General features: G+C 71.3%; 28 protein-coding genes and 1 riboswitch. Of the genes, 12 read left to right on the top strand and 16 right to left on the bottom strand.

Annotated features, from left to right (window positions below):
- Positions 1 to 36: 36 nt before the first annotated feature.
- Positions 37 to 1029, top strand: a complete 993-nt coding sequence (locus ACWFRJ_RS22745) for a GlxA family transcriptional regulator (protein ID WP_453533721.1) — start codon at positions 37 to 39, stop codon at positions 1027 to 1029.
- A gap of 33 nt (positions 1030 to 1062) precedes the next feature.
- Positions 1063 to 1794, top strand: a complete 732-nt coding sequence (locus ACWFRJ_RS22740) for an alpha/beta fold hydrolase (protein ID WP_453533718.1) — start codon at positions 1063 to 1065, stop codon at positions 1792 to 1794.
- A 33-nt stretch (positions 1795 to 1827) separates the two neighbouring features.
- On the opposite strand, the gene ACWFRJ_RS22735 is transcribed toward ACWFRJ_RS22740, so the two are convergent.
- From ACWFRJ_RS22735 to ACWFRJ_RS22715, 5 genes are all read right to left on the bottom strand, one after another.
- Positions 1828 to 2961, bottom strand: coding sequence for an acyltransferase family protein (locus tag ACWFRJ_RS22735; protein ID WP_453534608.1), 1134 nt, complete (start codon positions 2959 to 2961; stop codon positions 1828 to 1830).
- Between the two features lie 151 nt (positions 2962 to 3112).
- On the bottom strand, positions 3113 to 4138 hold the full coding sequence (locus ACWFRJ_RS22730) for a hemolysin family protein (protein ID WP_453533715.1): 1026 nt from the start codon (positions 4136 to 4138) through the stop codon (positions 3113 to 3115).
- Complete coding sequence (locus ACWFRJ_RS22725) at positions 4135 to 5472, bottom strand: hemolysin family protein (protein WP_453533713.1); 1338 nt, start codon at positions 5470 to 5472, stop codon at positions 4135 to 4137. The genes ACWFRJ_RS22730 and ACWFRJ_RS22725 overlap by 4 nt, the downstream gene beginning before the upstream one ends.
- Before the next feature lie 220 nt (positions 5473 to 5692).
- Entirely contained in the window at positions 5693 to 6625 is a 933-nt protein-coding gene (locus ACWFRJ_RS22720; RefSeq protein WP_453533710.1) for a M56 family metallopeptidase, read from the bottom strand.
- Between the two features lie 6 nt (positions 6626 to 6631).
- Positions 6632 to 7021, bottom strand: coding sequence for a BlaI/MecI/CopY family transcriptional regulator (locus ACWFRJ_RS22715; RefSeq protein WP_453533707.1), 390 nt, complete (start codon positions 7019 to 7021; stop codon positions 6632 to 6634).
- Positions 7022 to 7341: 320 nt separating this feature from the next.
- Between ACWFRJ_RS22715 and ACWFRJ_RS22710 the strand changes: the two genes are divergently transcribed.
- The 4 genes from ACWFRJ_RS22710 (at position 7342) to ACWFRJ_RS22695 (ending at position 9712) form a co-directional block, all read left to right on the top strand.
- Positions 7342 to 7767 (top strand): VOC family protein, encoded by a 426-nt coding sequence (locus ACWFRJ_RS22710; protein ID WP_453534605.1) that lies wholly within the window; start codon positions 7342 to 7344, stop codon positions 7765 to 7767.
- Between the two features lie 359 nt (positions 7768 to 8126).
- Complete coding sequence (locus ACWFRJ_RS22705) at positions 8127 to 9059, top strand: trypsin-like serine peptidase (protein WP_453533704.1); 933 nt, start codon at positions 8127 to 8129, stop codon at positions 9057 to 9059.
- A 10-nt stretch (positions 9060 to 9069) separates the two neighbouring features.
- Complete coding sequence (locus ACWFRJ_RS22700) at positions 9070 to 9372, top strand: carboxypeptidase-like regulatory domain-containing protein (protein ID WP_453533701.1); 303 nt, start codon at positions 9070 to 9072, stop codon at positions 9370 to 9372.
- Positions 9373 to 9451: 79 nt separating this feature from the next.
- Entirely contained in the window at positions 9452 to 9712 is a 261-nt protein-coding gene (locus ACWFRJ_RS22695) for a hypothetical protein (RefSeq protein ID WP_453533698.1), read from the top strand.
- 40 nt (positions 9713 to 9752) lie between these two features.
- Here ACWFRJ_RS22695 and ACWFRJ_RS22690 read toward each other — a convergent pair whose 3' ends face one another.
- Entirely contained in the window at positions 9753 to 10121 is a 369-nt protein-coding gene (locus ACWFRJ_RS22690; protein ID WP_453533695.1) for a hypothetical protein, read from the bottom strand.
- A gap of 391 nt (positions 10122 to 10512) precedes the next feature.
- On the opposite strand from ACWFRJ_RS22690, the gene ACWFRJ_RS22685 reads away from it, so the two are divergent.
- On the top strand, positions 10513 to 11151 hold the full coding sequence (locus tag ACWFRJ_RS22685; RefSeq protein ID WP_453533692.1) for a hypothetical protein: 639 nt from the start codon (positions 10513 to 10515) through the stop codon (positions 11149 to 11151).
- Positions 11148 to 11555 carry a hypothetical protein gene (locus ACWFRJ_RS22680; protein ID WP_453533689.1) on the top strand — a complete coding sequence of 136 codons (408 nt, stop codon included), beginning with the start codon at positions 11148 to 11150 and terminating at the stop codon, positions 11553 to 11555. Before ACWFRJ_RS22685 ends, ACWFRJ_RS22680 begins: the two co-directional genes overlap by 4 nt.
- Before the next feature lie 11 nt (positions 11556 to 11566).
- On the opposite strand, the gene ACWFRJ_RS22675 is transcribed toward ACWFRJ_RS22680, so the two are convergent.
- Both ACWFRJ_RS22675 and argG read right to left on the bottom strand, forming a co-directional pair.
- Entirely contained in the window at positions 11567 to 12607 is a 1041-nt protein-coding gene (locus ACWFRJ_RS22675) for an NAD(P)-dependent alcohol dehydrogenase (RefSeq protein ID WP_453534602.1), read from the bottom strand.
- Between the two features lie 301 nt (positions 12608 to 12908).
- On the bottom strand, positions 12909 to 14357 hold the full coding sequence (argG, locus tag ACWFRJ_RS22670) for an argininosuccinate synthase (RefSeq protein ID WP_453533685.1): 1449 nt from the start codon (positions 14355 to 14357) through the stop codon (positions 12909 to 12911).
- A 95-nt stretch (positions 14358 to 14452) separates the two neighbouring features.
- On the opposite strand from argG, the gene ACWFRJ_RS22665 reads away from it, so the two are divergent.
- The 4 genes from ACWFRJ_RS22665 (at position 14453) to ACWFRJ_RS22650 (ending at position 19595) form a co-directional block, all read left to right on the top strand.
- Positions 14453 to 14986: a GNAT family N-acetyltransferase gene (locus ACWFRJ_RS22665; protein ID WP_453533682.1), complete on the top strand. Its 534-nt coding sequence runs from the start codon at positions 14453 to 14455 to the stop codon at positions 14984 to 14986.
- Positions 14987 to 15071: 85 nt separating this feature from the next.
- On the top strand, positions 15072 to 16565 hold the full coding sequence (locus tag ACWFRJ_RS22660; RefSeq protein ID WP_453533679.1) for an ABC transporter substrate-binding protein: 1494 nt from the start codon (positions 15072 to 15074) through the stop codon (positions 16563 to 16565).
- A 7-nt stretch (positions 16566 to 16572) separates the two neighbouring features.
- On the top strand, positions 16573 to 18354 hold the full coding sequence (locus tag ACWFRJ_RS22655) for an ABC transporter permease subunit (protein ID WP_453533676.1): 1782 nt from the start codon (positions 16573 to 16575) through the stop codon (positions 18352 to 18354).
- Positions 18351 to 19595, top strand: a complete 1245-nt coding sequence (locus ACWFRJ_RS22650) for an MDR family MFS transporter (RefSeq protein WP_453533673.1) — start codon at positions 18351 to 18353, stop codon at positions 19593 to 19595. The genes ACWFRJ_RS22655 and ACWFRJ_RS22650 overlap by 4 nt, the downstream gene beginning before the upstream one ends.
- Here ACWFRJ_RS22650 and ACWFRJ_RS22645 read toward each other — a convergent pair.
- The 8 genes from ACWFRJ_RS22645 to ACWFRJ_RS22610 all read right to left on the bottom strand — a co-directional run bounded on the left by ACWFRJ_RS22645 (position 19584) and on the right by ACWFRJ_RS22610 (position 26587).
- A complete protein-coding gene (locus ACWFRJ_RS22645; RefSeq protein WP_453533670.1) occupies positions 19584 to 20489 on the bottom strand; it encodes an energy-coupling factor ABC transporter ATP-binding protein in 906 nt (301 codons plus the stop codon). The genes ACWFRJ_RS22650 and ACWFRJ_RS22645 overlap by 12 nt on opposite strands.
- Positions 20486 to 21235, bottom strand: a complete 750-nt coding sequence (cbiQ, locus tag ACWFRJ_RS22640; RefSeq protein ID WP_453533668.1) for a cobalt ECF transporter T component CbiQ — start codon at positions 21233 to 21235, stop codon at positions 20486 to 20488. Before cbiQ ends, ACWFRJ_RS22645 begins: the two co-directional genes overlap by 4 nt.
- Before the next feature lie 6 nt (positions 21236 to 21241).
- Entirely contained in the window at positions 21242 to 21616 is a 375-nt protein-coding gene (locus tag ACWFRJ_RS22635; RefSeq protein WP_453533665.1) for an energy-coupling factor ABC transporter substrate-binding protein, read from the bottom strand.
- 5 nt (positions 21617 to 21621) lie between these two features.
- Positions 21622 to 22362 (bottom strand): energy-coupling factor ABC transporter permease, encoded by a 741-nt coding sequence (locus tag ACWFRJ_RS22630; RefSeq protein WP_453533662.1) that lies wholly within the window; start codon positions 22360 to 22362, stop codon positions 21622 to 21624.
- A 30-nt stretch (positions 22363 to 22392) separates the two neighbouring features.
- A riboswitch (cobalamin riboswitch) is annotated at positions 22393 to 22590 on the bottom strand.
- Positions 22591 to 22651: 61 nt separating this feature from the next.
- Positions 22652 to 23455: an enoyl-CoA hydratase gene (locus ACWFRJ_RS22625; RefSeq protein WP_453533659.1), complete on the bottom strand. Its 804-nt coding sequence runs from the start codon at positions 23453 to 23455 to the stop codon at positions 22652 to 22654.
- Positions 23452 to 24372 carry a 3-hydroxyisobutyrate dehydrogenase gene (gene mmsB / locus ACWFRJ_RS22620; protein ID WP_453533656.1) on the bottom strand — a complete coding sequence of 307 codons (921 nt, stop codon included), beginning with the start codon at positions 24370 to 24372 and terminating at the stop codon, positions 23452 to 23454. Before mmsB ends, ACWFRJ_RS22625 begins: the two co-directional genes overlap by 4 nt.
- Positions 24366 to 25442 carry an enoyl-CoA hydratase/isomerase family protein gene (locus ACWFRJ_RS22615; protein ID WP_453533653.1) on the bottom strand — a complete coding sequence of 359 codons (1077 nt, stop codon included), beginning with the start codon at positions 25440 to 25442 and terminating at the stop codon, positions 24366 to 24368. The genes mmsB and ACWFRJ_RS22615 overlap by 7 nt, the downstream gene beginning before the upstream one ends.
- Complete coding sequence (locus tag ACWFRJ_RS22610) at positions 25439 to 26587, bottom strand: acyl-CoA dehydrogenase family protein (RefSeq protein ID WP_453533650.1); 1149 nt, start codon at positions 26585 to 26587, stop codon at positions 25439 to 25441. Before ACWFRJ_RS22610 ends, ACWFRJ_RS22615 begins: the two co-directional genes overlap by 4 nt.
- Between the last annotated feature and the right edge of the window lie 5 nt (positions 26588 to 26592).

The following is a 26592-nucleotide window of genomic DNA, read 5'->3' as shown; positions in this document are numbered from 1 at the left end:
GTTCGCCATCACCTCCGTGAGTGGTAGAAATGGCATATGCCACAAGGATCCTCTCAGGCTGCCCGAGCAGGGGCTCCGCACCGCGTCGTCGTCATCGTCGATGCGAACTCCAACCCCTTCGAGCTCGGCTGCGCCACCGAGGTGTTCGGCCTCCGCAGGCCCGAACTCGGTCGCGACCTCTACGAGTTCAGCCTCTGTTCGCCCGAGCCGCGCACCCTGATGCGGGACGGCTTCTTCACGCTGACGGGCGTCGCCGGCCTTGACGCGGCCGACTCGGCGGACACCCTGATCGTGCCCAACCGTCCCGACACCGAGGTCCCTCGTCGCCCGGCCGTGCTGGATGCCATTCGCCGGGCTCACTCCCGGGGAGCCCGGCTCGTCGGCTTCTGCAGCGGTGCCTTCACGCTCGCGGAGGCCGGAGTGCTCGACGGGCGGCGCGCCACCGCGCACTGGCAGTGGGCGGACGACTTCCGGGTCCGCTTCCCCGGCGTACAGCTCGAACCTGACGTGCTCTTCGTCGACGACGGCGACATCCTCACCGCCGCGGGCAGCGCCGCCGCACTCGATCTCGGACTCCACCTGGTCCGCCGCGATCACGGCGCCGAGGTCGCCAACGCGGTCAGCCGCCGCCTCGTCTTCGCCGCCCACCGGGACGGCGGACAGCGGCAGTTCGTGGAGCGCCCCGTGCCCGAAGTACCGGACGAGTCCCTGGCCCCCGTGCTCGCCTGGGCCCAGGAAAGGCTCGACTCGGCCCTGTCGGTGCCGGGTCTCGCGGCGCGCGCCGCACTCAGCACCGCGACCCTGCACCGCCGCTTCCAGGCCCAGCTCGGCACCACGCCCCTGGCCTGGCTCACCGGCGAACGCCTCACGCTGGCCTGCCGGTTGATCGAGCGGGGTGTGGCCCCCTTCGAGACGGTCGCGCGGCGCAGCGGCCTTGGCACCACCGCCAATCTGCGCGCCCTGATGCGTCGCGAGACGGGCCTCACTCCTTCGGCGTACCGACGCCGATTCGGGCCCGCGTCCAACTGACGCGGGCCGACAACACTCTGACCTGGGGGAATCATGACGGCTGCGGATGCACCGCCCATCATCTTCGTGCACGGGACGCGGTTCAGCGCGGGCCAGTGGAGCCCACAGCTCGCCGCACTCCAGACGGAGTTCCGGGTGGCCGCCGTCGACCTGCCGGGCCACGGCGCCCGCTCCGCTGAACCGTGGAGTCTGAAGGCGGCGACGGAGATCATCGCCTCCGCGGTGGACTCGCTCGACCACGGCCCGGCGCTTGTCGTCGGCCACTCGCTCGGCGGGTACGCCTCGCTGGAGTTCGCGCGGCGTCACCCGGAGCGGCTGCGGGGGCTGGTCCTCGCGGGGGCCAGCGCCTCGACTCGTGGTCCGTGGGCGACGCCGTACCGGTGGGCCGCCGGGCTCGTCCCCCGTATACCGGCGGACCGGTTGACTCGCCTGAATGACAGGCTGCTGCGTCGGCTCTATCCTCCCGAGGTGGTGGACGCCACCATCCGCTCCGGCTACGCCTTCCACACGCTGCCGACCGCCTGGGGCGAGGTACTCGGCCGCTTCGACGCGGATGCGATGCGTCATGTGGCGGCTCCCGTGCTCATCCTGAACGGCGAGAAGGACAGCGTCTTCCGGTCCGGCGAGAGGGACTTCGCCCGCGCGCATCCGCAGGCCCGTGTCGAACTGATCCCGCGGGCGAGACACCTCGCGAACTTCGACGACCCGACTGCCTTCACCGACGCCGTCCGCCGCTTCGCCCTGCAACTACCCGCGCGCGGCTGAGCGCGGGTAGTTGCAGGGCTCGGTTTCCGCTCCTCAGCTCCTGCGCGTGCCCCGCCCGCGGGCAAGTGCCTTCGCGTCCTTCTTGAACGCCCACTCCATGTCGGGTTCCATCGCGAACCGGAAGAGACGCTGCACCGGTGGTGTGCACAGCACGGTGATGACGCTCGCCGCGGCGAGCGTGACCGTGATCTCGCCGAGCGGCGTGTGCAGCCAGTCGAGCTCGTACCAGTCCCAGAAGCGGGAGCCCTTGGCGAGGAAGCCGTGCAGCAGATAGCCGTAGAGCGTGCCCGCGCCGAGGGCGGTGAACCAGAGCTTGCGCCCGGGGACCCAGGCGAAGAAGCACGCGACGAGGATGACCGAACAGCCGAACATCGCGAGCGTCATCACAGCCCCGGTCCAGCCGGGTGCGGCCAGTTCCTGTGCGCTGTCCCTGCGGTAGAACCAGGCGGCGTTCATGCGCGGCGCCGCCCAGTACGCGAACAGCATGACCATCGCGAAGACGGGCAGCGCGATCAGCCGGGCTTCGCGGCGGCGCACCATCTGGAAGTGCTCGGGCTTCAGACACAGGCCCAGGACGAAGAACGGCAGGAACTGCAGCACCCGTTGGAGGTCCAGGTCGTCGCCGATGTCCGGCGAGACCGAGGCGAGCACGGCGATGGCGAGCGAGAGCGGCAGGGGCCAGCGCACCACCTTCCACAGCGGGGTGGTGAGCCGCCAGATGAAGAGCGCGATCAGGAACCAGGTGAGGTACCAGGGGTCCAGGAGGCTGATCGGGTACGTGGGGTCGTCGTCCGCGTAGCGCTTGAAGAAGGTGTACGCGACTTCGAAGATGACGTACGGCACGGCGATGCCGGTCACCAGGCGCTTGAGACGGCCGGGGCTCGCGTCGAAGCTCCGCGAGAAGTAGCCGGAGATGACGATGAACGCCGGCATGTGGAACGAATAGACGGTGATGTAGAGCGCGGCCGCCGCACGGCTGTCGCCGCGCAGCGGCTCCCACGCGTGGCCCATCGCGACCAGCACGATCGCCAGGTACTTCGCGTTGTCGAAGAACGCGTCACGCTGCTTGACCGGCGGTTTCGGCGCCACGGTGGGGGCTTGTGGCGCCGCCGGAGGGGCACTGCGTGCGGCGGGCAACGGCGTTCGCAGCGCCCCGGCTTGGTCCATCGACCGGACAGGCTCACTCACGGGACCTCCCGGGGGAACCCGGGCCCGCGGTCTCGCGTCTTACATGGAATGCGGGTGCTACACCTGTGTAGAACATCACCGGCACCCTAGCCACCGAAGCCCCCGCACGTACAGCCACGCCACCTGTGAATCAGCCGAACGCCGCCGGAGAGGGACCGACCAGCTCCGTCAGGACGTCCTCCATGGTGACGAACCCGAGCACCGTGCCGCTCTCGCCGGTGACCGCGGCCAGGTGGCTGCCCGCGGCCCGCAGCGCGGTGAGGGTGTCGTCGAGCGGGGTGTCGATGTGCACCCGCGTGACCGCGTGCAGGACGCCGCGCGGGAAGGGCCGGTCCCGCTCGGCGATGCCCAGGGTGTCCTTGATGTGGAGGTAGCCGAGCAGGGTGCCCTCCGGTCCCGTCACCGGGAAGCGGGAGAAGCCCGCGTCCGCGGCCATCCGCTCCAGGCGCGCCGGGGTGACGGTGTGCTCGACGGTGCGCATCCTGGCCACCGGTACGAGGATCTCGCCGACCGGCCGGGTGCCGAGCTCCAGGGCGTCGCGCAGCCGCTCGCCGTCGGCCGCCGAGAGGAGCCCGGCCGCGCTGGAGTCGATGACCATGCGGGCGAGCTGGTCGTCCGTGTAGACGGACTCGACCTCGTCCTTCGGTTCGACCCGGAGCAGCCTCAGCAGGGTGTTGGCAAAGGCGTTGATGCCGAAGATGACCGGCCTGAGGGCGCGGGTGAGGGCCACCAGCGGCGGGCCGAGGAGCAGCGCGGTCCTGGCGGGCGCGGCGAGCGCGATGTTCTTGGGGATCATCTCGCCGATCAGCATGTGCAGATACGTCGCCACGGTCAGGGCGATGACGAAGGCGATCGGGTGCACGAGCGCGTGCGGGATCTGCACCGCTTCGAAAACGGGCTCGAGGAGGTGTGCGATGGCGGGTTCCGCGACCGCGCCGAGCACCAGCGAGGAGACGGTGATGCCGAGTTGGGCGGTGGCCATCATCGCGGAAATGTGCTGAAGACCCCACAGGGTGATGCGGGCGCGCTTGTCGCCTTCCTGGGCGCGGGGTTCGATCTGGCTGCGGCGTACGGAGATCAGGGCGAACTCGGCGCCGACGAAGAACGCGTTGGTGAGCAGCGTCAGGGCGCCGATGGTGAGCTGGATGGTGGTCATCGCGCCTCCTCCACGGCCTGGCGGGGCACCTGGAGTGCCGGTTCGGTGATGCTGATCCGGTCGGCGCGGTGGTGCTCGACCGTCAGGACGGCCAGTTGCCAGCCGTCGAGGTCGAGGGCGTCGCCCTTGGCCGGAATGCGGGACAGGCGGGTGGCGATAAGCCCTGCCACGGTCTCGTACGGTCCTTCGGGCGCGGTGAGTCCTATCGCGGCGAGCTGGTCGATGCGGACGCCTCCGTCGGCCTCCCACACCGTGCGGCCGTCGGGGGCCGTCTGCGCGGGAAGCAGGTCGGGTACCTCGACGGGGTCGTGCTCGTCGCGCACCTCGCCGACGACCTCCTCGACGATGTCCTCGACCGTCGCCACACCTGCCGTGCCGCCGTACTCGTCGATCACGACGGCCATCGTGCGGGTCTCCCGCAGCCGCTCAAGAAGCCGGTCCGCGGGCAGGCTGTCGGGCACGAGGAGGGGCTCGGTGGCCAGCTCGGTGACCGAGGTGAGCCGCCGCTTCTCGGGGGCCAGGGCGAGCACGTCACGGATGTGCACGGTGCCGATGACCTCGTCCAGGCTGTCGCGGAAGACGGGGAAGCGGGACAGGCCCGTGGCGTGCGTCAGGTTCGCGGCGTCGGCGGCCGTGGCGTGCGCCTCCAGAGCGCGTACGTCCACGCGCGGGGTCATCACGTTCTCCGCGGTCAGCTCGCTCAAGTGCAGCGTGCGGACGAACAGTTCCGCGGAGTCCGCCTCGAGGGCGCCCTCGGCGGCCGAACGCCTGGCCAGGGCGACCAGTTCCTCGGGGGTGCGCGCGGAGGCCAGCTCCTCGGCGGGCTCGAGGCCGAAGCGGCGTACGACGTGGTTCGCGGTGTTGTTCAGGTGCCGGATGAAAGGGCCGAAGGCGGCGGTGAAGCCGCGCTGCGGTGCCGCCACCACCTTGGCGACGGCAAGTGGCCGGGAGATCGCCCAGTTCTTGGGCACAAGCTCGCCGACGACCATCAGGACCACGGTGGAGGCGATCACGCCGAGGACGCTCGCCACCGGGGACGCGGCCCCGTCGAGCCCGGCCGCTTCGAGCGGCCCGCGCAGCAGGGCCGCGAGCGAGGGCTCGGCGAGCATGCCGATCACCAGGGACGTGACGGTGATGCCCAGCTGTGCGCCGGACAGCTGGAGGGTAAGGCGCCGGACGGCCTTCAAGGCCCCCTCTGCACCCCGCTCGCCCGCCTCGGCGGCGCGCTCCAGGTCACTGCGCTCGACGGTGGTCAGGGAGAACTCGGCCGCGACGAAGACCGCGCAGGCGAGCGTGAGGAGCAGGGCGAGCAGCAGAAGCAGGATCTCGGTCACCGTGCCACCCCCGTTCCCTCGCACTCGGACTGCGGGCGGGAAATGGCACGGTTCGTACTGGGAGGCTCACCCATTGCGGGTCCGTGGCTCCTTCTCGTACTCGTACGTGGTGTCGTACGAGGGCGGTGGCGTGGAAGCGGTAGTGCTTCTACAGCCACTGTAAAGGAACGGCAAACTGATCCGGCAGGCCTGTCGTCCTGGATCGGGGTGGCCGCGTGATCTAGAGCGGGGTCGCCGCGTGCAGGATGAGGACCATCGTGACGGCGGAGTTCGCCGACGACATGGCGGAAGCCGCAGCGCCCGCGGCCGCCGCCCAGGCCGCGAGCCCCACCGAGGTGAACAGGGACGGCCAGGAGCGCGCCGCGGGCGCCGGACCGAGGAGGGCCGCGACCCGGCGCGGCACGGGTCCCGGCGCTGCGAGTCCGGCGAGGGTCGGGGCCGGGGCGCCCCGGGAGTGCAGGGCCGCCTTGCCGATCGCGCGGGCGACGGTCTTGCGGTCGCCGACGACATGGGCGGCGTCCTCGTCCGCCCAGCGCTCGGTCGTGTAGGAGACGGCCGTGCGCAGCGGGCGCAGGAACGGATTGGCGCGCGCGGCCAGCTGCACGGCAAGGAGATAGCGGTGGTGCCGGGTCGCGAGGTGGGCGCGCTCATGGGCGAACAGGGCGCGGCGCTCAGCGGGGGCGAGGCAGTCGAGGAGGGCGGTGGTGACCACGACCCGGTCACGGGCGCCGCCGGGCAGCGCGTACGCGTAGGGCTCGTCGTCGGGCAGGACCGCGACGGCGGTGCCGGGGAGCCCGGCCAGCGCCTGGTAGGCACGGCGGCGTACCTGACGGTGGCGCCACAGTGTTCTGCCGCACGCGACGGCCACGGCGAGCAGCCCGGGAATGGCCAGGCGTCCGGCGACCTCGTCGTACGGGACGGCCGCGCGCACCTCGGGGTCGGCCCAGCCGTCCGGCAGCGGGTTACCGGGCAGCTGCGCCGTGCCGACGACCATCAGCAGGCCCAGGCACAGGGTGCTGGCGAGCGCCATGACCGCGGCGACCGTCGTGAGCAGCCGGGTGGCGGTCCGCGGATGCAGACGCTGCTCGGCGAGCCGGGCGACCGGCCAGGCCGTCAGCGGCAGCACCAGGGGCAGAAGGACGAACATCCCCATGACGGTTCAGACGTCCTTCTCCGCTTCGGCCTGCCGCAGGAACTCCCGCAGCAGCTGCTCGTCGCCGGGCGGCAGCGCGGTGAGGAAGCTGGCCAGGACCGCTTCCCGGTCGCGCTCGCCGTCGAGCACCTTGCGCATCTTGCGTGCCGCGAGACCCGCCTCGTCGGACGACGGTGTCCACGCGAAGGAGCGGCCCGCGCGCTCACGGGTCACCGCACCCTTGTCCAGGAGGCGGGTGAGGATCGTCACGACCGTCGTGTACGCCAGGTCGCTGCCGAGCCGCTCCTGCACCCAGCCCGCGGTCGCGGGGCCTTCCGCCTCGCGCAGGGCCGAGAGGACCTGCGCCTCCAGCTCACCCTGCCCCCGCCGCCGGGAACGCCGCTCCTGCTCCGCCACGCCCGTCTCCCTTCCGCCGCCTCGTCGTCAAAGGACGAGGTTATCGTCCGGCCCAGGGGCAAGCCGCCGCCCCTTGACCCCACCATGGCAGCGGGCCCGATAAAAACTCATTGCTCCGCCTCGTAGGGCGCATTAAGGTCACTCGGGTGACTGCCGGGTCGGCCATGGGCCACGTACGAGTAAGGCATCCGGCCTCGGCGTGAGCGCGAGGCGGGCCAGAGCCCCGCCGTCCCCTCTTCCGTCTTAACTCCCCGCGCCCCATGCGGCGCGCCTTCAGTGGAATCCAGGACCCGGAAGAGGCATCACCCATGACGTCACCCATGCCGCACGAACAGCACCCGTACGACCCCAATTCACCTGTCACGACAGTCCAGTTGAACCACACCGCCGTCTTCGCCAAGGACCGGCAGCTGTCGGCCGAGTTCATCGCCGTGATCCTCGGCCTGAAGGTCGGCGCCCCGTTCGGGCCGTTCCTGCCCGTCGATCTCGGCAACGGCGTGACGCTCGACTATTACGCGCCGAGCGACGAGCACATCCAGTCGCAGCACTACGCGTTCCTCGTGCCCGACGAGCAGTTCGACGCCATGATCGCCCGCCTTGAGGCGCTCGGGGTCACCTACTACGCCGACCCCAACCACACCGAACCCGGCCGGATCAACCGGCTGTTCGGCGGTCGCGGGGCGTATTTCGCCGACCCGGACGGCCACAACATGGAGATCATGACCCGGCCCTACGCCCGCCCGTAGCTCCCCATAGCTCCCCATGGCTCCATGGAGACGTGAATGAGGCATCGTGGCCCGCCCGCTCCCGCAGCGGGCGGGGCACGGGTGTCCGGCCGGGACCGCTGAGGCCCGGCCCGGCCCGCTCGCCGTGAGGCGGCGGGGCAAACCGACGCACTGAGCGTCGTACGGGCCCCGGGGGCCGCCCTGTTGACACACACAGCACCCGCACGGAAGCCATGCGCACCCGCTGCGGGTCGGCGTAAAAGGCTCATTGCCGCGCTTGTCCGGCGGCAGTAAGAAGGGGAATCGACGCTAAAACGTTGCGGCCGCAGCGTCCTGAAAGGCATCACATCGCAGCTCCAAGAGAAGCCGGGTGATCCAGAATGGCGCAAGATCCACACACCGCAGTGACGAACGAGCCGCACGACGGAGCCCAGTCTCTGGCCGCAGAGCAGGAAGCGGTCCTGCAGCCGCCCTCCGAGGGGACAGAGGGCCAGGCCCAGCACTCGTTGGGGGAGGGCCTGGAGAACGTCGAGGGCTACCGGCGCCCCGACCACTTCTCGCCGGAGGCCTGGACGGCCCCGACCGCCACGCTCCCCGACATCGGAGAGGCCTCGTACGGCCCGCCGCCGCTGGCTCCGGAGACCGTGCACGGCCCCGACGACCGCGTAAAGATCAACGACACCAGCGTGTATCCATGGCGGGTGCACTGCTATCTGCTGATCACCGCCCGCGACAACGCCCTCTACCAGGGCACCGGCTGGCTCCTGGGCCCGCACACCCTCGCCACGGCAGGGCATGTCGTCTACATCAAGGGCAGCGGTGTGGCGGGCCGCGACGGCTGGGTGAAGAGCATCCAGGTCATGCCGGGCCGCAACGGTGCCTCACTGCCCTACGGCAGCATCACCTGCACCAGCTTCCGTTCCGTGACCGGCTGGACGGACAACGGCGACGAGAACTTCGACTACGGCGCCATCATCACGCCCTCCAACATCGGCTCCACCACCGGCTGGTTCGGCTTCGGCGTCTGGTCCGACTCGGACCTGCTCAAGACCACCGGTAACATCTCCGGCTACCCGGGCGACAAGCCGTCAGGGACGCAGTGGTACGCGGCGCGCGGCATCGACTCCGTCGCCCCGCGCAAGGTGTACTACGACATCGACACCGCCGGCGGGCAGAGCGGCAGCTCCGTCTACCGCATCGACAGCACCGGCCGCTACGGCTTCGCCATCCACGCCTACGGCGGATCGCGGGTGAACTCGGGAACCCGGTTCACCACCCCGGTCTTCAACAACTACGTGGCGTGGAAGGCGTGAGCTGATCCCGATGAACGGCAGCAGGTCCGCAGTGGAGATCACCGGCGTCGTCCGCGACGCGTCGGGCACCCCGGTGACGGGCGCCCACGTCCTGTTCACCGACGGGCCCCAGCCCCTGCCGGACATCGCTGCCCTGACGGACGCCGAGGGGCGGTTCTCCCTCAGCGCCCCCACAACGGGCGTGTACACGCTCGCCTGCCGGGCGGACCCTCTCTCGGGCCCGCCCGGCACGGCCGAGGCCACCGTCCGCGTCGAGCCGTCGGCACAGGGCGCCGGCCAGGGGCCGCTGCGGGTCGAGCTGACCCTCGGATGAGGGGCGTGTGCGGCGTGTGCGGTACCGGTCGGCAGCGGTGGACATGCGTGGTGCGCCACTCCTGTCTAGCGTCGCGAGCATGAACACTGTCCCGGAGCGTTTCGAGATCCTGCTGGTGCCCGAGTTCTCGGGGAACGGCGAGAGTACGACCGATGCCCGGGGCGCCCTGCGCTCGGCCGTCGTGGTGGCCACGGGCGAGACCGGAGCCTCCGGGTTCCCCCGGTACACGGGCGACGGGATGGAGGCGGACATCGACCCCGGGACCCGCACCGTCGAGGCGCTCCTCGTCGACGGCTCCGAGCTGGACTACGGGCTCTCGGCGCGGGTCGCGGATCTGTAGCGGGGCCGCCCGGCCCGGCTCGGCCGGAGCACCGGTCCTGTCACGGCGGCGGGGCCGCCTCGGCGGCGAGCCGTGTCAGCGTGTGCACCAGGCCCTGCGGTGAGTCGCCCTGCCCGGGGCCGACCGCTCCGGTGGGCGAAACGGTCCCCACCACCGCGTCGCCCGCGTGGACCAGGATGTGGCTGGGCGGCTCCAGTCGGCGGGCCTGGTCGATGACCGTGGCGGCGTCGCCCGCGAAGCGGGCGCTGAGGTCGATGACCAGGACGTCGGGCAGCAGGGCGCGGGCCCGTGCGAGCGCGAGGAAACTGTCGTCCGAATGGGAGATGACGTACACGCCCGGAACGGTCTCGATCTGCGGGATCAGGTCACCGGCGCGGTGTTCGGCGGCAAGGACAAGCACGGTCAGCACGTCGTTCTTGTCCTTCGCGTGGTTCCTTCGCGTGGCCCGGGTTCCAGCGGCACTCGCCGTACTGCGATCAAGACTTCGCCAGTCGTTTCAGCATGTCATCCGACGCGGCGGATCCGGCGGCATCCCGGGCAGCGCGGGCGTGTCCGGGGAGTGGCCGGCGTGTCCGGGAGTGGCTGGAGGGCCGCAGCTCGCCCCGGCTCCCCGCCACGCCCGCAGGCGAACCGCTCCTCAGTCGACTGATTGCCGAACTTGGGGGTACTCGGCCGCCATGCGAACCCAGAACCAGCCGTTCGACCGCTGATCACAGACGCCCCGATCGGTACCCACGTCGCGTGGGCACCCATCGGCCGGCCTCGGCGCCGAACGGACCACGAGACAAAGGGAGGCAGCCATGATCACCGCCGTCATCATCGCCGTGGTCGTCATAGCGGCAGCCGCCGTCCTCATCGTCGGACTGCGGCGAGCCCGGGGCGGCGGACGCGGCCTGAAGAACCGCTTCGGGCCCGAGTACGACCACACCGTCACCCGCCACGACGGCGACGTACGGGCAGCAGAGCAGGAACTCCGTGACCGTGTACGACTGCACGGCTCCTTCAAGGCCGAGCCCCTGCCGCCCGGCGCGCGCGAGCGCTACGTGGCTCAATGGGCCGGTGTCCAGGAGCAGTTCGTCGAATCACCGCAGCAGGCGGTCGCCGAGGCGGACGCGCTTCTTGCCCGACTGGCCAGAGACCGGGGCTACCCCGACGGCGAGCGCTTCGACGAGCAGGTGGCCGCGCTCTCCGTGCACCACGCCCACTCCGTCCACGGCTACCGCAGCGTGCACACGGCGGCGTACAAAAAGGGCGGCACCGAGGAGTTGCGCGAGGCCATGGTCGAGGCCCGACGACTCTTCGAGGCCCTGACCTCCGAGCACGCGGTCGACTCGAACCGGAACAGCTCACCCCGCAACGGCCGGCAGTCCCCCGCCGACCGTGGCCACGCGCCGTGGGCACTGCCCCGACGTCACGCGAAGGGAAGTGGCACGTCATGACGGACGCCAAGCGCCTCACACCGCACGAGACATCACACGAGCCGGTCATCGGCGGCGGCTTTCCTGCCGCAGCCGCGCCCGCCCCCGTCGCTCCCGTCACCCCCATCCCCCCGGTCACCGAGTCCGCCCCCGACTCCGAACTGCTCCCGCAGGACGAACGGGACAAGCTCGGCCTGCGACTCCAACAGGCCCTCAGCGCCTTCGTCGACAACCCCCGCCAGGCGGTGAAGGAGGCCGACAGCCTCTTCGACGACGCCATAAGGCATCTGACCGAAACCCTCGCGGACCGACGGCGCGCCCTGCGCACGAGCTGGCAGGGCCAGGACAGCGAGGCGCAGACGGAAGAACTGCGCCTCGCTCTACGGCAGTACCGCGAATCCGTGGAACAACTGCTGCGCGTCTAGGGGCCCTCGGGTCAGCCGTTGGGGAGAATGACCGCCCGACCGCTGATCCGGCCCTCGTGCAGGTTCTCGTACGCCTTGGGAGCGTCGTCCAGGGCGTACGTTTCCACGTGGACGTCGATCGCGCCTGAGCGTGCCAGGTCGAGGACCTCGATCAGCTCGGACCTGCTGCCCCAGTAGGGAGCGCGGACCGCCGCGTCGTAGGGAGTCGTGCCGAAGCCGACGGACGCGGCCCCGCCGCCGATGCCGACGATGGTGATGTCCGCCTCCACCGCGGCGCAGGCGGTAGCCGTGGCGATGGTGGGCGGTGCGCCGACGAAGTCGAACACGGCGTGGGCGCCGAGGCCGCCGGTCAACTCGCGGACCTTCGCCGCAGCGTGCTCGTCCGACAGGACGGTCTCGTGGGCGCCGACCTTGTGGGCGAGACGCAGCTTCTCGTCGGTGACGTCCAGGGCGATCACCCGTGCCGGGGTCAGCGCGCGCAGCAGCTGGATGGCGACGTGCCCGAGGCCCCCCGTGCCGATGACCACGGCGGTGCTGCCGGGGGTCAGCTTGGGCAGGGAGGTCTTGATGGCGTGGTACGGGGTCAGGCCCGCGTCCGTGAGCGGCACAGCGGTCACCGGGTCGAGGTCGCCGAGCGGGACCAGATGGCGCGCGTCGTCCACGATCATGTACTCGGCGATGGCGCCGGGCGCCCCGAGCCCCGGCGGGCGGATGCCGAGCTCGTCGGCGCGCGTGCAGTAGTTCTCCTTGCCCTGCGCGCACATCAGGCAGGCACCGCAGCCCCAGGGGCCGTAGACGGCCACGGAGTCGCCGACCTCGAAACCGGTGACGCCCTCGCCCAGCTCGGCGACCGTCCCCGCGCCCTCATGGCCGAGGGTGAGCGGCAGCGGGAAGGTCAGCGCCTCGGCGGGCCAGCTCATCACCGCGATGTCGGAGTGGCAGACACCCGCGGCGGTGACCTTCAGGAGCACCTGGCCGGGACCCGGCTCCGGGCGCGGGACGGTGACCACCTCGGGGGCGGCGCCGACGCTGCGGTACTGGACGGCCTTCATCTCGGCCGGCATGGCGGGGCGTTCTTGCGCTGACATCTGGGATGACATCTGGGATGCCTCTTCTCGTTTTTCGTTCTGTGCGCTTGGTTCCCCCCGGCGCTCACGCATCCGACTGTACTCCTCACCATGTCCCAGTGAGACATATGACCCACTGAGACATCGCCGCCATTCGAGGACAGCAGGCAAGGACGGCACACGAGGACGGCACAGGAGCCTCTCGGAGCACACGACAACGGGCCCCGGCGGATCAGATCCGCCGGGGCCCGTTGCCCTGGTGCGTACGTACGACCGGTGCGCGGTGTCAGTCCGTGCCGGACTCCATAGCGGCACGGTCCAGCATCGACTCTTCGTCCGTGACCTCGCCGCGCGAGGCGATCGCCTCGGCGCCGCCGCCGTCCATGGCGCCGATCAGACCGGTCGACGCGGCCTGCGCGGCGCCGATCGGCGTCGGGTGCCCTGAGCCGACCAGGCCGAGGCCCGCGTACTGCTCGAGCCGCGCACGGGAGTCGGCGATGTCCAGGTTGCGCATGGTGAGCTGGCCGATCCGGTCCACCGGGCCGAACGCCGAGTCCTCGGTCCGCTCCATGGAGAGCTTGTCCGGGTGGTAGCTGAACGCAGGGCCCTGGGTGTCGATGATCGAGTAGTCCTCGCCGCGCCGCAGCCGCACGGTCACCTCGCCGGTGACGGCCGCGCCGACCCAGCGCTGCAGCGACTCGCGGATCATCAGCGCCTGCGGGTCCAGCCAGCGGCCCTCATACATCAGCCGCCCGAGGCGCCGGCCCTCGTTGTGGTACGCGGCCAGGGTGTCCTCGTTATGGATCGCGTTGACCAGGCGCTCGTAGGCGATGTGCAGGAGGGCCATGCCGGGCGCCTCGTAGATGCCGCGGCTCTTGGCCTCGATGATCCGGTTCTCGATCTGGTCGGACATGCCAAGGCCGTGCCGCCCGCCGACCGCGTTGGCCTCCATGACGAGGTCGACCGGCGACGCGAACTCCTTGCCGTTGATCGTGACCGGACGGCCCTGGTCGAAGCCGATCGTCACGTCCTCCGTGTCGATCTCCACCGACGGGTCCCAGAACCGCACGCCCATGATCGGGTCGACCGTCTCGAGCCCGGTGTCGAGGTGCTCCAGGGTCTTGGCCTCGTGCGTGGCACCCCAGATGTTGGCGTCCGTGGAGTACGCCTTCTCCGTCGAGTCGCGGTAGGGCAGCTCGTGCGCGACGAGCCACTCCGACATCTCCTTGCGGCCGCCGAGCTCCGTGACGAAGTCCGCGTCCAGCCAGGGCTTGTAGATCCGCAGGTACGGGTTGGCGAGCAGCCCGTACCGGTAGAACCGCTCGATGTCGTTGCCCTTGAAGGTGGAGCCGTCGCCCCAGATCTGCACCCCGTCCTCGAGCATCGCCCGCACCAGGAGCGTGCCGGTCACGGCACGGCCGAGCGGCGTGGTGTTGAAGTAGGGGCGACCGCCGGACCTGATGTGGAACGCGCCGCAGGCGAGCGCCGCAAGGCCTTCCTCGACCAGCGCGTCCCGGCAGTCGACGAGGCGGGTGATCTCGGCGCCGTACGCCGAGGCACGGCCGGGCACGGAGGCGATGTCGGGCTCGTCGTACTGGCCGATGTCGGCGGTGTACGTGCACGGGACGGCGCCCTTGTCACGCATCCAGGCGACGGCGACGGAGGTGTCGAGACCGCCGGAGAAAGCAATGCCGACGCGCTCGCCGGTGGGCAGGGAGGTGAGGACCTTGGACATAGGAAGAGTATGCATGACTTCGCATGACCATGCAACGTTGGTCGCCCTCGGCGACGGAATACATGGGCGCGCGGCCTAATGCTTAGGATGTGCAAGTGCACGATTACCGCATCAGGACGGCCACCGCCGACGACCTCGACGCCGCACGAGCCGTCATGCTCGACACCGTTTACCACGACTTCGGCACGGGGTACGTGCCGCGCTGGCACGGCGACATCATCGACCTCGACGGTGCGTACCTGAGCCCGGCCCGCCACACGCTGCTCGTCGCGGTGGACCAGCAGGACGGGTCGGTCGCCGCCACGGCCGCGCTCGACTCCCGCGGCCCCGCGCATCCGCCGAACCCGGGCTGGATCGCCGAACGGTTCCCCTCGGGCGAGACGGCGCAACTGCGGCGCGTCTACGTACGCGCCGAGCACCGGCGGCGCGGCCTCGCCCGGCGACTGGTCGGCGAGCTCCTCGACTTCGTCGCGGCGGACGGCGGATACCGGTCCGTGTATCTGCACACCGATCCGGCGGTCACCGGCGCCGAGGGCTTCTGGCGCTCACTGGGAAAGATCGTGTACGACGAGCGCGAGGACTCCGGCGCATCGCGCGTCGTGCATTTCGAAGTACCCATGCGGCCCTGACCCGCTCCACCTCCACCTCACTCCACGCCGCCGCTTCACCCCGCTCCGCCCCGCTCCACCCAGCTCCGCCCCGAGAACGAGGACCATGCGCTCCGTCCGCCACCGCCCCCTCATAGCAGGACTGCTCGTCGCTCCCCTGCTCGCCGGCTGTTTCGCCAGCAAGAACGAATCGTCGGGCGACACCGCGGGCGGCGCCCGGCTGAAGGTCGCGCTGGCCTTCCCACCCTCCGAGAACTTCAATCCCTACGGTGCCGACGCCACCCTCCTCAGCCGTCTCGGCGTCACCGAGGGCCTGACCGAGCTGGACGCGAACGGCACCGCCGCCCCCGCGCTCGCCGCGTCCTGGAAACAGGAGAGCGACCGCAGCTGGCTGTTCACCCTGCGCCGGGCCGACTTCCAGGACGGCACCCGGGTCACCCCTGCCGCCGTCTCGTCGGCCCTGACCCACGCGGCGAACGCCAAGCCCGTCACGGCCGCGCTTTCGGGGGCGAGTCTCACCGCCGAGCCCGTCGGCGACGACGGGGTCCGGATCACCACCGCCGACCCGGACCCGGCACTCCCGCTGCGCCTGTCGAGCCCCGGACTCGCCGTGCTCTCCGCGAAGGCGTACGAGAAGGGCGGCAAGGTCAGTCCGGTCGGCACCGCCACGGGCCCCTTCGAGCTCACGAAGACCACCGGCGCCACCGCGGCCACCCTCGACCGCTTCGACGACTACTGGGACGGCCGCGCCCAAGCGTCCGGCGTCGACGCGAGGTTCATCGCCGACGGCACCGCCCGCACGAACGCGCTGCGCACCGGCGACGTGGACATCGCCGAGGCCGTACCCGTATCCCAGGCCGCATCCCTCGACAAGGGCCACGACCGCGAGACCGCCACGGCACGCACCACGGCGCTCCAGCTCAACACCGAGAAGGGCGTCTTCAAGGACCCCGGTCTGCGCGCCGCCGCCCGCGCCGCGATCGACACGTCCGCACTCGCCAAGGACGTGTACGAGGGCCACGCCGACACCGGCAAGGGCATCTTCGGACCCGCCCTGAACTGGGCCGACGGTAAGCGCGACAAGCCCACGGGACAGGCGCGGGCCAAGGCACCCGCCGGGAAGTCGATCACCCTGGGCACGTACGACAACCGGCCCGAGCTGCCGGAGGTCGCCCAAGTGCTCAAGCAGCAGCTGCAGAAGGCCGGATTCAAGGTGACCCTTGAGGTCCGTGAGTCCTCCCGTATCGAGGGCGACGCGCTGGAGGGCAAGTTCGACGCGTTCGTCGGCGCCCGCAACACCATGCTCGACACCGGCGACCCCGTGTCGGTCCTCGCCAGCGACTACACCTGCGACGGCAGCTACAACCTCTCGCTGCTGTGCGACTCATCGGTGGACAAGGCCGTGAAGAAGGCCGAGAACGCGGCCGACACCGCGAAGCGGCAGGACGCGACCATGGCCGCCGAGGCCGCGATCCTCGGCACCGACGCCGTCGTACCGCTGGTCCACCAGCGGATCATCACGGGTGTCGGCGGCTCGGTGCGCGGCGAGATCCTCGACCCGTACGAGCGGACGCTGGTCTCCGTCGGCACGAGGCGCTGAGGGCCGCGTGCGGAGCCTCACCCGCACGGGCGGACCGGCGCTGCTCTGGCGCGTGGTCCTCGCCGCGGCGCTGCTGTGCGGGATCGGCCTGCTGCCCTGGCTCTCGCGCACCGACCCGGCGCTCACCGTGCTCAAGGCCCGGGCCGCCGAGCGCACGCCGACCCCCGAGGTCCTGGCGTCCATCCGCGCCGAACTCGGCCTCGAGCAGGGCCCGTTGCATCTGCTCGGCCAGTGGACGGGCGGGCTGCTTCACGGGGACGCGGGGCGGTCGTGGATCTCCGGCGAGGCGGTACTGCCCTCCGTCGCGCAGTCCCTGGGCGTCTCGTTGCTCCTCATGTCCGTGGCCCTTGTGGTGGCCGTCGTCACGGCAGGCGCGGTGTGCGCCCGCACACTGTGGCTCGGCCCCCGCCGACGGCTCGCCGGGCGCCGTCGTTCCGGCGGCGGAGCGGCGGTCCTCGCCGCGCTGCCCGAGTTCCTGATCGCCTCGGTGCTCGCCACCGTGGTCGGCGTACATCTGGGCCTGCTGCCCGCACTCGGCTGGTACGGGCCGCAGTGGATGGTGCTGCCCGCCGTATCGCTCGGTCTGCCCGCCGGGGCGCTGCTCGGGCGGCTCATCGACGACCTGCTGCCCGGCGCGTTCGCCGAACCCTGGGCGCGGGCCGCCGCTGCCCGCGGCATCCCGGGCAGACGCATCGCGTGGCAGGCGCTGCGCCGCTGCGTACCCGGCCTGCTGCCGAACCTCGGCCTGTTCCTCGTGGGCCTGACCGGTGGCGCGGTCGCGGTGGAGCAGATCTTCGACATTCCCGGGCTCGGCCGCTCCACTCTGCAGGCCGCGGTGGCGCAGGACCTGCCCGTCCTTCAGGCAGGCGCTCTGGCCCTCGTGCTGCTCGCCGCCGTGGCGGGCGGTCTCTTCCGCCTCGCGGCCCGGCTCACGAGCGGTCCCGCCCTGCGCGACGGCGCCCTTCCGACCCTGCACAGCCCGGCGCCGCCCGCTCCGAGCCGACTGCCCTTCCTGTACGGCGGGGTGCTGTTGGGCGTCATCCTGCTCAGCCTGGCCCGGGATCCCCTCGCCCTGGACACCGCGGCCCGGCTCCAGGCGCCTTCCTGGGCGCACCCGTTCGGCACGGACGCACTGGGCCGCGACGTCCTTGCCCGGGTCGGGCACGGCGCGCTCCACACCCTCGCCCTGGCCCTGGGAATCAGCGCCTTCGCCCTGGTCACCGGCGTTTTGCTGGGCCTCCTGCCCCGGTTCTCCGGTCCGCTCCTCGACACGCTCAACGCGATACCGCCGACGCTCGCGGGCCTCCTCGTCGCCGGTGTCGCAGGCAGCGGAGCGGCCACCCCCGCCATCGCGGTGGCCGCCGTCGCCTGGGTCCCCCTGTCCGCGCACACCGCCGCGCTGCTCCTCCAGGAGCGCGCCACCCTCCATCTGGCGGCGACCCGGAGTCTGGGCGCGGGCCGTCGGCACCAGCTCAGGCACCATCTGCTGCCCGCGGTCCTGCCGCCCGTCACCCGCCACGCGCTCCTTCGGCTCCCCGGCGTCGCGCTGGCCCTTGCCGCACTCGGCTTCCTCGGCCTCGGCGCCCAGCCTCCGTCCCCCGAGTGGGGCCTCCTCCTCGCCGAGAGCAGGCCCTACGCCGAACGCGCCCCCTGGGCACTGCTCGCCCCGGCAGCCGCGCTCGCCCTCCTGGGAGCCCTCGCGGTGACGGCGGCGGGCGGCGTGCCGCTTCCTCGGCGGGTGCGGCGGAGGCGTCGGCCCGACCGTGCGGTCACCGTGGGCCAACCTTGATCACGAAACGTCCGCGCCGCGAACGGACCTGGTCGAGCCTCTCCCCCTTGCTCCGACTGCTGATCCTGACCCAACTCGCCTTCAACATCGGCTTCTTCCTAGTTCTGCCCTTCCTGGCGGAGCACCTGGGCGCCGCGATCGGCATGGCGGGCTGGCTGGTCGGTCTCGTGCTCGGCCTGCGGACCTTCAGCCAGCAGGGGCTCTTCGTCGTGGGCGGCGCCCTGACCGACCGCTACGGCGTGCGGCCCGTCGTGCTCACCGGCTGCTCGCTGCGGATCGCCGGTTTCGCCTGGCTCGGTTACGCGCAGGAGACCTGGTCGGTCATCGGCGCGGTACTCCTGATCGGCTTCGCCGCCGCCCTGTTCTCGCCCGCCGTGGAGTCCGAGGTCGCCCGGCAGGCGGTGCTCTGGGAGGAGGCAGGACGCGGCCCGCGTACCCGCGTCCTGGCGCTGCTCACCGTGGCGGGCCAGGCCGGTGCGTTCGTCGGTCCGCTCATCGGCGTGCTGCTGCTCTCGGTCGACTTCCGCACCGTCTGCCTCGCCGGGTCCGGGGTCTTCGTCCTCGTACTGGCCGGGCATCTGCGGCTGTTGCCCCAGCGCATACCCGGCCGGGAGCGGATCCGCGTACAGGGAGGCGTACGCGAGATGCTGCGCAACCGCCGCTTTCTGGCGGTGTGCGGCGCGTACGGCGCCTACCTCCTGGCGTACAACCAGCTCTATCTCGCACTCCCACAGGAAGTGGAGCGCACGGCCGGGTCGCAGGCGCCGTTGGCCTGGCTCTTCGCCCTCTCCTCGCTGCTTGTGGTGAGCACGCAGCTTCCGGTCACCCACTGGGCGGCGGACCGGCTCGATCTGCGGCGCTCCATGGCGGCCGGGCTCGTGCTCATCTCCGTCGGGTTCGCCGTCGTGGCGCTCGCGCGCCCGGCCGCCCGGACCGGTGTCGCCGGGCTGCTGCCCGCCGCCGCGTTCGTCGTCCTCCTCACGCTCGGCCAGATGCTGGTCGCACCGGCCGCGCGCGCCTGGGTCCCCGACCTCACCCCCGACGGCAGGCTGGGCCTCTACACGGGTGCCCTGTCCTCGGTCTCCGGCCTGATCGTCCTCGCGGGCAGCGCAGCGACCGGCTCACTCCTCGACGCCGGGCTTCCGCCCTGGGCGCCGTGGCTCGCACTCGCCGTGATCCCGCTCCTGGCCGTGGCGCTGCTGCCCGGCCGCACCCCGGCCCCGGTTCCGTCAACCGGCTGACGCACCGGGCATCGCCGGGGCCATGAGGGCGGCCAGCTCCTCCGGTGTGCGCGGCCCTTCGCCGTCCCCGTCAAGGAGGCCCTTCGTCCGAAGGAACTCCGAGACGGCGATTCCCCACGGCAGGCGAAGTCCCGCCTGCGCCAGGAGATCCCGCCTGGCGAGCATCTCCGCGACCGGCCCTGTGCGTACTCCCGAGGGGGTGAGCAGCGCCGCGTCGTCGGCCCAGCGGAGGGCCAGATCCACGTCGTGGGTGGCCATGACCACGGTCGTCCCCGCGTCCCGCAGCCCTTGCAGGGTGATCAGGAGGCGTTCCTGGCCGTCCGGGTCGAGTCCGGCGGTCGGCTCGTCGAGGATCAGTACGCGGGGGCGCATCGCCACGGCGCCCGCGATGGCCGTCCGCTTGCGCTGGCCGTAGGAGAGCAGATGGGTGGGGCGGTCCGCCAGGGCGCCGATGTCGAGCGCGGCGAGCGACTCGGCGACCCGCGCCCGGACCTCGGCATCGGGCAGCCCGAGGTTCAGCGGCCCGAAGGACACGTCCTGCTCCACCGAGGCGGCGAACAACTGGTCGTCGGGGTCCTGGACGACCAGTTGGACTGTGGTGCGCAGCCGGGTCAGACCCTTGCGGTCGTACGTCACGGGAACGCCCGCGACGCTCAACCCGCCCTGGTCCGGGCGGAGTCCGCCGCTCAGCAGCCGCATGAGGGTGGTCTTGCCACTGCCGTTGCGCCCGAGCAGCGCGAGAGCACGGCCCTCGGTGACATCGAAGTCGAGGCCGCTGAGCACGGTCGGCCCCTCTTCGTACGCGTAGGAAGCGGCGCGAAGAGCGACCAAGGACGCGCCCGGCTCTCGCTCGCGAGGAGCTCTCGCGTCGCTCGGGTCGCTCGGGTCGCTCATGGAAGGAGCCTTTCCAGTACGAGGGTGAGGACCGCGAGGCCCGTGAGGAGTACCGCGCTGGCCGCCACGAAGGGCCGGGAGATCCGGGCTTCGGGCACAAGGACGCGCAGGGTTCCGTCGTAGCCGCGTCCGGCGAGCCCGGCCTGCAGCCGGGTCGCCCGGTCGAAGGCCCGCACGAACGCGGTGGCCCCCAGAGAGCCGAGGGAGCGCCAGGTGGCGGCCCGGGTGGTGTGGCCGAGCCGCGCGGCCTGCGCCTGCCGGATGCGGCTCATGGAGTCCAGGAGCAGGAAGCTCATCCGGTACATGACGAGGGCCACGTCCACGACCGGCGCCGGAACACCCGCCTTCACCAGGCGGGGCAGCAGATCCGACATCGGCGTGGTGAAGGCGAAAAGGAGGACGCCGAGCGAGGCCGCCGACGTGCGCAGGAGCAGACCGCCCGCCCTGGCGGGACCGCCGTCGGCGAGCGTGACGAACCCTTCGGTTCCGCCGAGTTGGACGATCAGGGTCAGGGCTCCGGTGACGCAGAAGCCGAGCGGTACGCGGTAGGCGCGCCACAGTTTACGCGGCGGCACACCGGCAGGCCCGAGCAGCACGGCGAGCGCCGCGATCAGCACCAGGGCGGCGCCGGGCCAGGGCGGCAGCGAGACGGCAAGGACAGTGAGGCCGAGCCCGAGGACAGCCTTGTCCACGGGGTGACGGCGGCGCCAGCGACTGCTGTGCGCCGCCGCGTCGATGGGCAGCACGCGGGCTCAGACCTGCTCGGTCTCGGGCCGGACGCCCTCCACGTCGCCGGACTGCTCCGCAGGTGCTGCCTGCGCCCGTGCCGTCTCCGCGCCCTGACGGCGCCCCTTGCGCACACCGAAGTAGTACGCGAGGACGCCCGCACCGAGTGCCGCCTGCAAGGCGAAGAGCGCCGACTCGATCTCCCCGGAAGGGGGTTCGTACAGCGGCGAGAACCAGGGCTCGTAGTCCGGCTTGATCTCGGTGATCGCGGTCTCGGCCTGGGCGTCCGCCCCGGCGAACGGTTCCTTCTCGTCGTCGCCGAGACCGAGCGCCACCGGCAGCACCGCGAGCGCGGCGACGATGACGAGGAGCACAATGTTGATCTTCGCGTTCCGGCTCATGCTCATCAGGCGCTGGCCCCCGTCTCGGTCTCCGTCTTCTTCGCCGCAGTCGTCGCGGTCGTCGCGGTCGCCGCCGCCTGCTTGCCCTGCAGCAGTACGCCGAGCCGCGTGAGTTCACCCTTGCTGGACTGCACGAGCAGCCGCATCACCAGGACGGTGAGAAGCCCCTCGCTGACGGCCAGGGGGATCTGCGTGACGGCGAAGATGCCGCCGAACTTGCCCAGAGCACCGAGGAATCCGCTGCTCGGGTCGGGGAACGCCAGGGCCAGCTGGACGCTGGTGACGCAGTACGTGGAGAGGTCGGCGACGAACGCGCCGAAGAACACGGCGACCATGAGCGGCACGTCGTACCGCTTCAGGAGCCGGTAGACGGCGTATCCGGCCCATGGCCCGACGATCGCCATGGAGAACACGTTGGCGCCCAGCGTGGTGAGCCCGCCGTGGGCGAGCAGCAGGGCCTGGAAGAGCAGCGTGATGGTGCCGAGCACCGCCATGATCGGCGGCCGGAACAGGATCGCGCCGAGCCCGGTGCCCGTCGGATGCGAGCAACTGCCCGTGACGGAAGGGATTTTCAGTGCGGAAAGGACAAAAGTGAAGGCTCCGGAGGCGCCCAGGAGCAGGGTGCTCTCCGGGTGCTCCTTGACCTCACGGGTCAAGGAGCGGACTCCGTGGACGACGAACGGCGCGGACGCTACGCTCCAGGCGATCGCGTGCGCCGGCGGGAGGAAACCCTCGGCAATGTGCATGGCTAAGCAGACCCTCTCCAGCACCTCGTGGATGGACAACGCGCCTTGGTCGGTCTCCTGGCTTACGGGTCATACCGACCGGACTCCGCCTTCCCGGATGCGTGTGCACCCAGTGGCTGCCGCGAGGGCTGGAGCCGGACTTCCCGATCACAGTGGCGAGGGCCGCACCGGCATCACACCGGATTTCCCGTTCACCAAGGCGTGGTGACCATAGTGCGCAACCGAGATTCCTGACAACTTGTGGGACGGCCGCGCCTGTGGGCGTACGCCCCTGGTCAGACCTCAGACCTCAGGAGTGCGTGAAGCCGGGCGGTCGCTTGTCGACGAAAGCGGCCATGCCCTCCTTCTGGTCCTCGGTCGCGAACACGGCATGGAAGAGGCGGCGTTCGAAGCGGACCCCCTCCGCGAGGGTCGTCTCGAACGCCCGGGACACGGCTTCCTTCGCCATCATCGCGACGGGCAGGGACATCCCCGCGACGGTCTCGGCGACGGCGAGGGCCTCGCCGACGAGTTCCCCCGCGGGCACCACGCGCGATACGAGTCCGGCCCGCTCCGCTTCCTCGGCGTCCATGGTGCGACCGGTCAGGCACATCTCCATGGCCTTGGCCTTGCCGACCGCGCGGGTCAGCCGCTGCGAGCCGCCGATGCCGGGGATGACCCCCAGTTTGATCTCGGGCTGACCGAAGACGGCGGTATCGGCGGCCAGCAGGATGTCGCACAGCATCGCCAGCTCGCAGCCACCACCGAGCGCGTACCCGGAGACGGCCGCGACCGTCGGCGTGCGCAGCGAGCCGAGCCTGTCCCAGGCGGCGAACCAGTCGCTGAGGTACATGTCCATGTAGCTCCGGGGCCGCATCTCCTTGATGTCGGCCCCGGCGGCGAACGCCTTCGGCGATCCGGTCAGGACGACGCAGCCGACGTCCGGGTCCCGATCCAGTTCCGCCGTCGCGGCGACGATCTCGTTCATCACCTGAAGGTTGAGGGCGTTGAGAGCCTTGGGCCGGTCGAGCGTGAGAAGTGCGGTACGGCCCTTTCGTTCGATGCGGATCGTCTCGTACGACGCTGAGGTCGTCTCGTACGGCTCTGTTGTCATGCGCTGTCCCCGTCCCCTGCCGTGTGCTGTCTGATGGTGTTGACGATCCCGGAGAAGTCCTGGTCCGATCCGGCGCCTTCCGCGTAGGCGGCATACAACTCGGCTGCCTTCACACCGAGTTGTGCATGGATTCCACTGGCCTCGATTGCGCTGGCCGCGAGTCCCAGGTCCTTGGCCATCAGTGGGGCGGCGAATCCGGGTCGGTAGCCGCGGTTGGCTGGGCTGGCCGGAACGGGCCCCGGCACCGGGCAGTTGACGGTCAGGGCCCAGCACTGCCCGGAGGCGGTGGAGGCCACGTCGAACAGGGCCTGGTGGGACAGGCCCAGGCTCTCGCCCAGGACGAACGCCTCGCTCACCGCGATCATCGAGACGCCGAGGATCATGTTGTTGCAGATCTTCGCCGCCTGTCCGGCGCCGGGTCCGCCGCAGTGCACCGCCTTGTTCCCCATGATCGTCAGGAGCGGGTCCGCCTCGGCGAACTCGGCATCGCCGCCGCCCGCCATGAAGGTGAGCGTGCCTGCGTCGGCGCCCACCACTCCCCCGCTGACCGGGGCGTCGAGGGCCCGCATCCCGGCCGCCGTCGCGGCCGTGTGTGCGCTGCGCGCGTCGGCCACGTCGATGGTCGAGCAGTCGATGAACAGCGTGCCAGGCCGGGCGGCGGCAAGGAGCCCCTCCTCCTGGTAGAGGCTAAGGACGTGCCGCCCGGCAGGCAGCATGGTGATCACCACGTCCGCCACGGCGGCGGCGTCCGTCGACGATCCGGCGGCCACCACGCCGTTCTCGACCGCCTCGGCGAGCAGTTCGGGCAGCAGGTCGTGGCCGAGCACCCGGTGCCCCGCCTTGACGAGATTGGCGGCCATCGGGCCGCCCATGTGACCGAGCCCGATGAAGCCGATGGTGAGAGCGGTGTTCACCACGCCACCTCCTGTGGGGTCGTCGCCAGGTGGATGTCGCCGTCGGCGGGCGGGCCGAAGTGGCGCGCCACGTCCGCGTCGGTGACCTCGGCCAGGGTGGCCGGTTTCCAGCGGGGACTGCGGTCCTTGTCGATCACTTGCGCCCGGATCCCCTCGACCAGGTCGTACGAGGCGAGCGCGGCGCGGGAGACCCGGTACTCCTGCTCGAGGACGCGCTCCAACGGGCCGAGCCGCCGCGCCCGGCGCAGTGCGGCGAGCGTGACCTTCAGGGCGGTGGGCGACTTGGTGGCAAGGGTGTCGGCCGCCTCCGTCGCCGCGCGCGCTCCATGGCCGCGCAGCCGGGCGAGGATCTCCTCCACCGTGTCGGCGGCGTAGCAGTCGTCGATCCAGGCCCGGTGACCGGCAAGGTCGCCGGGCGGCGGCTGGCGCACGTACATCTGGAGGGCGTCCCAGACCGGCTGCGTGGCGAAGTCGCCAAGCAGCCTGGGCATGTCGCCAGAGGCCACGAAATGATCGGCGAGCCCGCACAACAGGGCATCGGCGGCGCCGACTTGCGCGCCGGTGAGCGCCAGGTGGGTGCCGAGTTCACCGGGGGCCAGGGCCAGCAGGTAGGTGCCGCCCACGTCGGGGACGAAGCCGATGCCGGTCTCCGGCATCGCGATGCGCGAGCGCTCGGTGACGATGCGGACGTCGCCGTGCGCGGAGACTCCGACGCCGCCGCCCATCACGATCCCGTCCATCACGGCGACGTACGGCTTGGGGTAGCGGGCGATGCGCGCGTTGAGCCGGTATTCGTCGCGCCAGAAGTCGGCGGAGGCGGCTGTCCCCGCACGTGCGTCCTCGTAGATGGAACGGATGTCGCCGCCCGCGCACAGACCGCGCCCGCCTGCGCCTTGGACGACCACGGTCCGTACGGCAGGGTCGCTCTCCCAGGTGGTGAGCGCTTCGTCGATGCGCCGCACCATGGTGTGGGTGAGGGCGTTGAGGGCCTGGGGACGGTTGAGCGTGAGGTGGGCCGCGCGGCCCTCGGTCCGGAGCAGGACAGCGTGCTCGGTGTCCTTGGCCGCCGTCACCGCAGTGCTTCCGTCAGGCCTCGGGCCACGATGACGCGCATGATCTCGTTGGTTCCTTCCAGGATCTGATGGACACGGAGGTCGCGGACGATCTTCTCGATGCCGTACTCGTTCAAGTAGCCGTATCCGCCGTGCAGTTGGAGGGCGCGATCGGCGACGGAGTAGCCGGTGTCGGTGGCGAACCGTTTGGCCATCGCGCACAGCTGCGGCGCCTGGGGGTCACGGCGATCCAGAGCCTTGGCTGCCTCGTGGACCAGGGCGCGGGCCGCGGCGAGTTCGGTCGCCATGTCGGCGAGACGGAACTGCAGGGCCTGCGCGTCGAGGAGCCGGGCGCCGAACGCCTCCCGGTCGGCGAGATACGACAGGCTCTTGTCAAGGGCGCTGCGGGCGCCGCCCAGGGAGCAGGCGGCGATGCCGAGCCGACCGCCGTTCAGGCCGCTCATGGCGATCCGGAAGCCGTTGCCGGCCCGGCCGAGCAGCCGGTCCGCGTCGACCCGCACGCCGTCCAGGATCACCTGGCGGGTGGGCTGGGCGTTCCAGCCCATCTTCTTCTCGTCGGGGCCGAACGACAGCCCGGGGTCGTCCCGTTCGACGACGAACGCGGAGATCCCCCGGGGTCCCTCGCCGTCGGTGCGCGCCATGACGACGTACACCTGCGCGGCACCCGCACCGGAGATGAACTGCTTGACCCCGGTCAGGACATAGCTGTCGCCGTCGCGGACCGCCCGGGTGCTCAGGGATCCGGCGTCCGATCCGGTGCCCGGTTCGGTGAGGCAGTAGCTGCCGAGGTCGTCCATGGAGCACAGCCGGGGCAGCCACCGTGCCCGTTGCGCCTGGTCGCCGTAGGTGTCGATCATCCAGGCGACCATGTTGTGGATGGAGAGGTAGCCCGCGATGGACGGGCAGCCGGAGGCGAGGGCTTCGAAGACAAGGACGCCGTCGGCCCGGCTGAGGCCGCTGCCTCCCGCGTCCTCCCCTACGTACACCCCGCCGAGCCCGAGCCCGGCCGCCTTGCGCAGTACGTCGAGGGGGAAGTGCTTGTCCTGGTCCCACTGCACGGCACGGGGAGCCAGGTGGTCCTCCGCGAAGTCGAGCGTGGTCTCGACGAGGGCCTGCTGGTCCTGGGTGAGCGATGCGCTGGTCATGGCGC

This window comes from Streptomyces sp. NPDC055239 (assembly GCF_053606205.1).
Note: the sequence above shows the minus strand (reverse complement) of the source record. Positions and strands in the feature narration are given on the sequence as shown.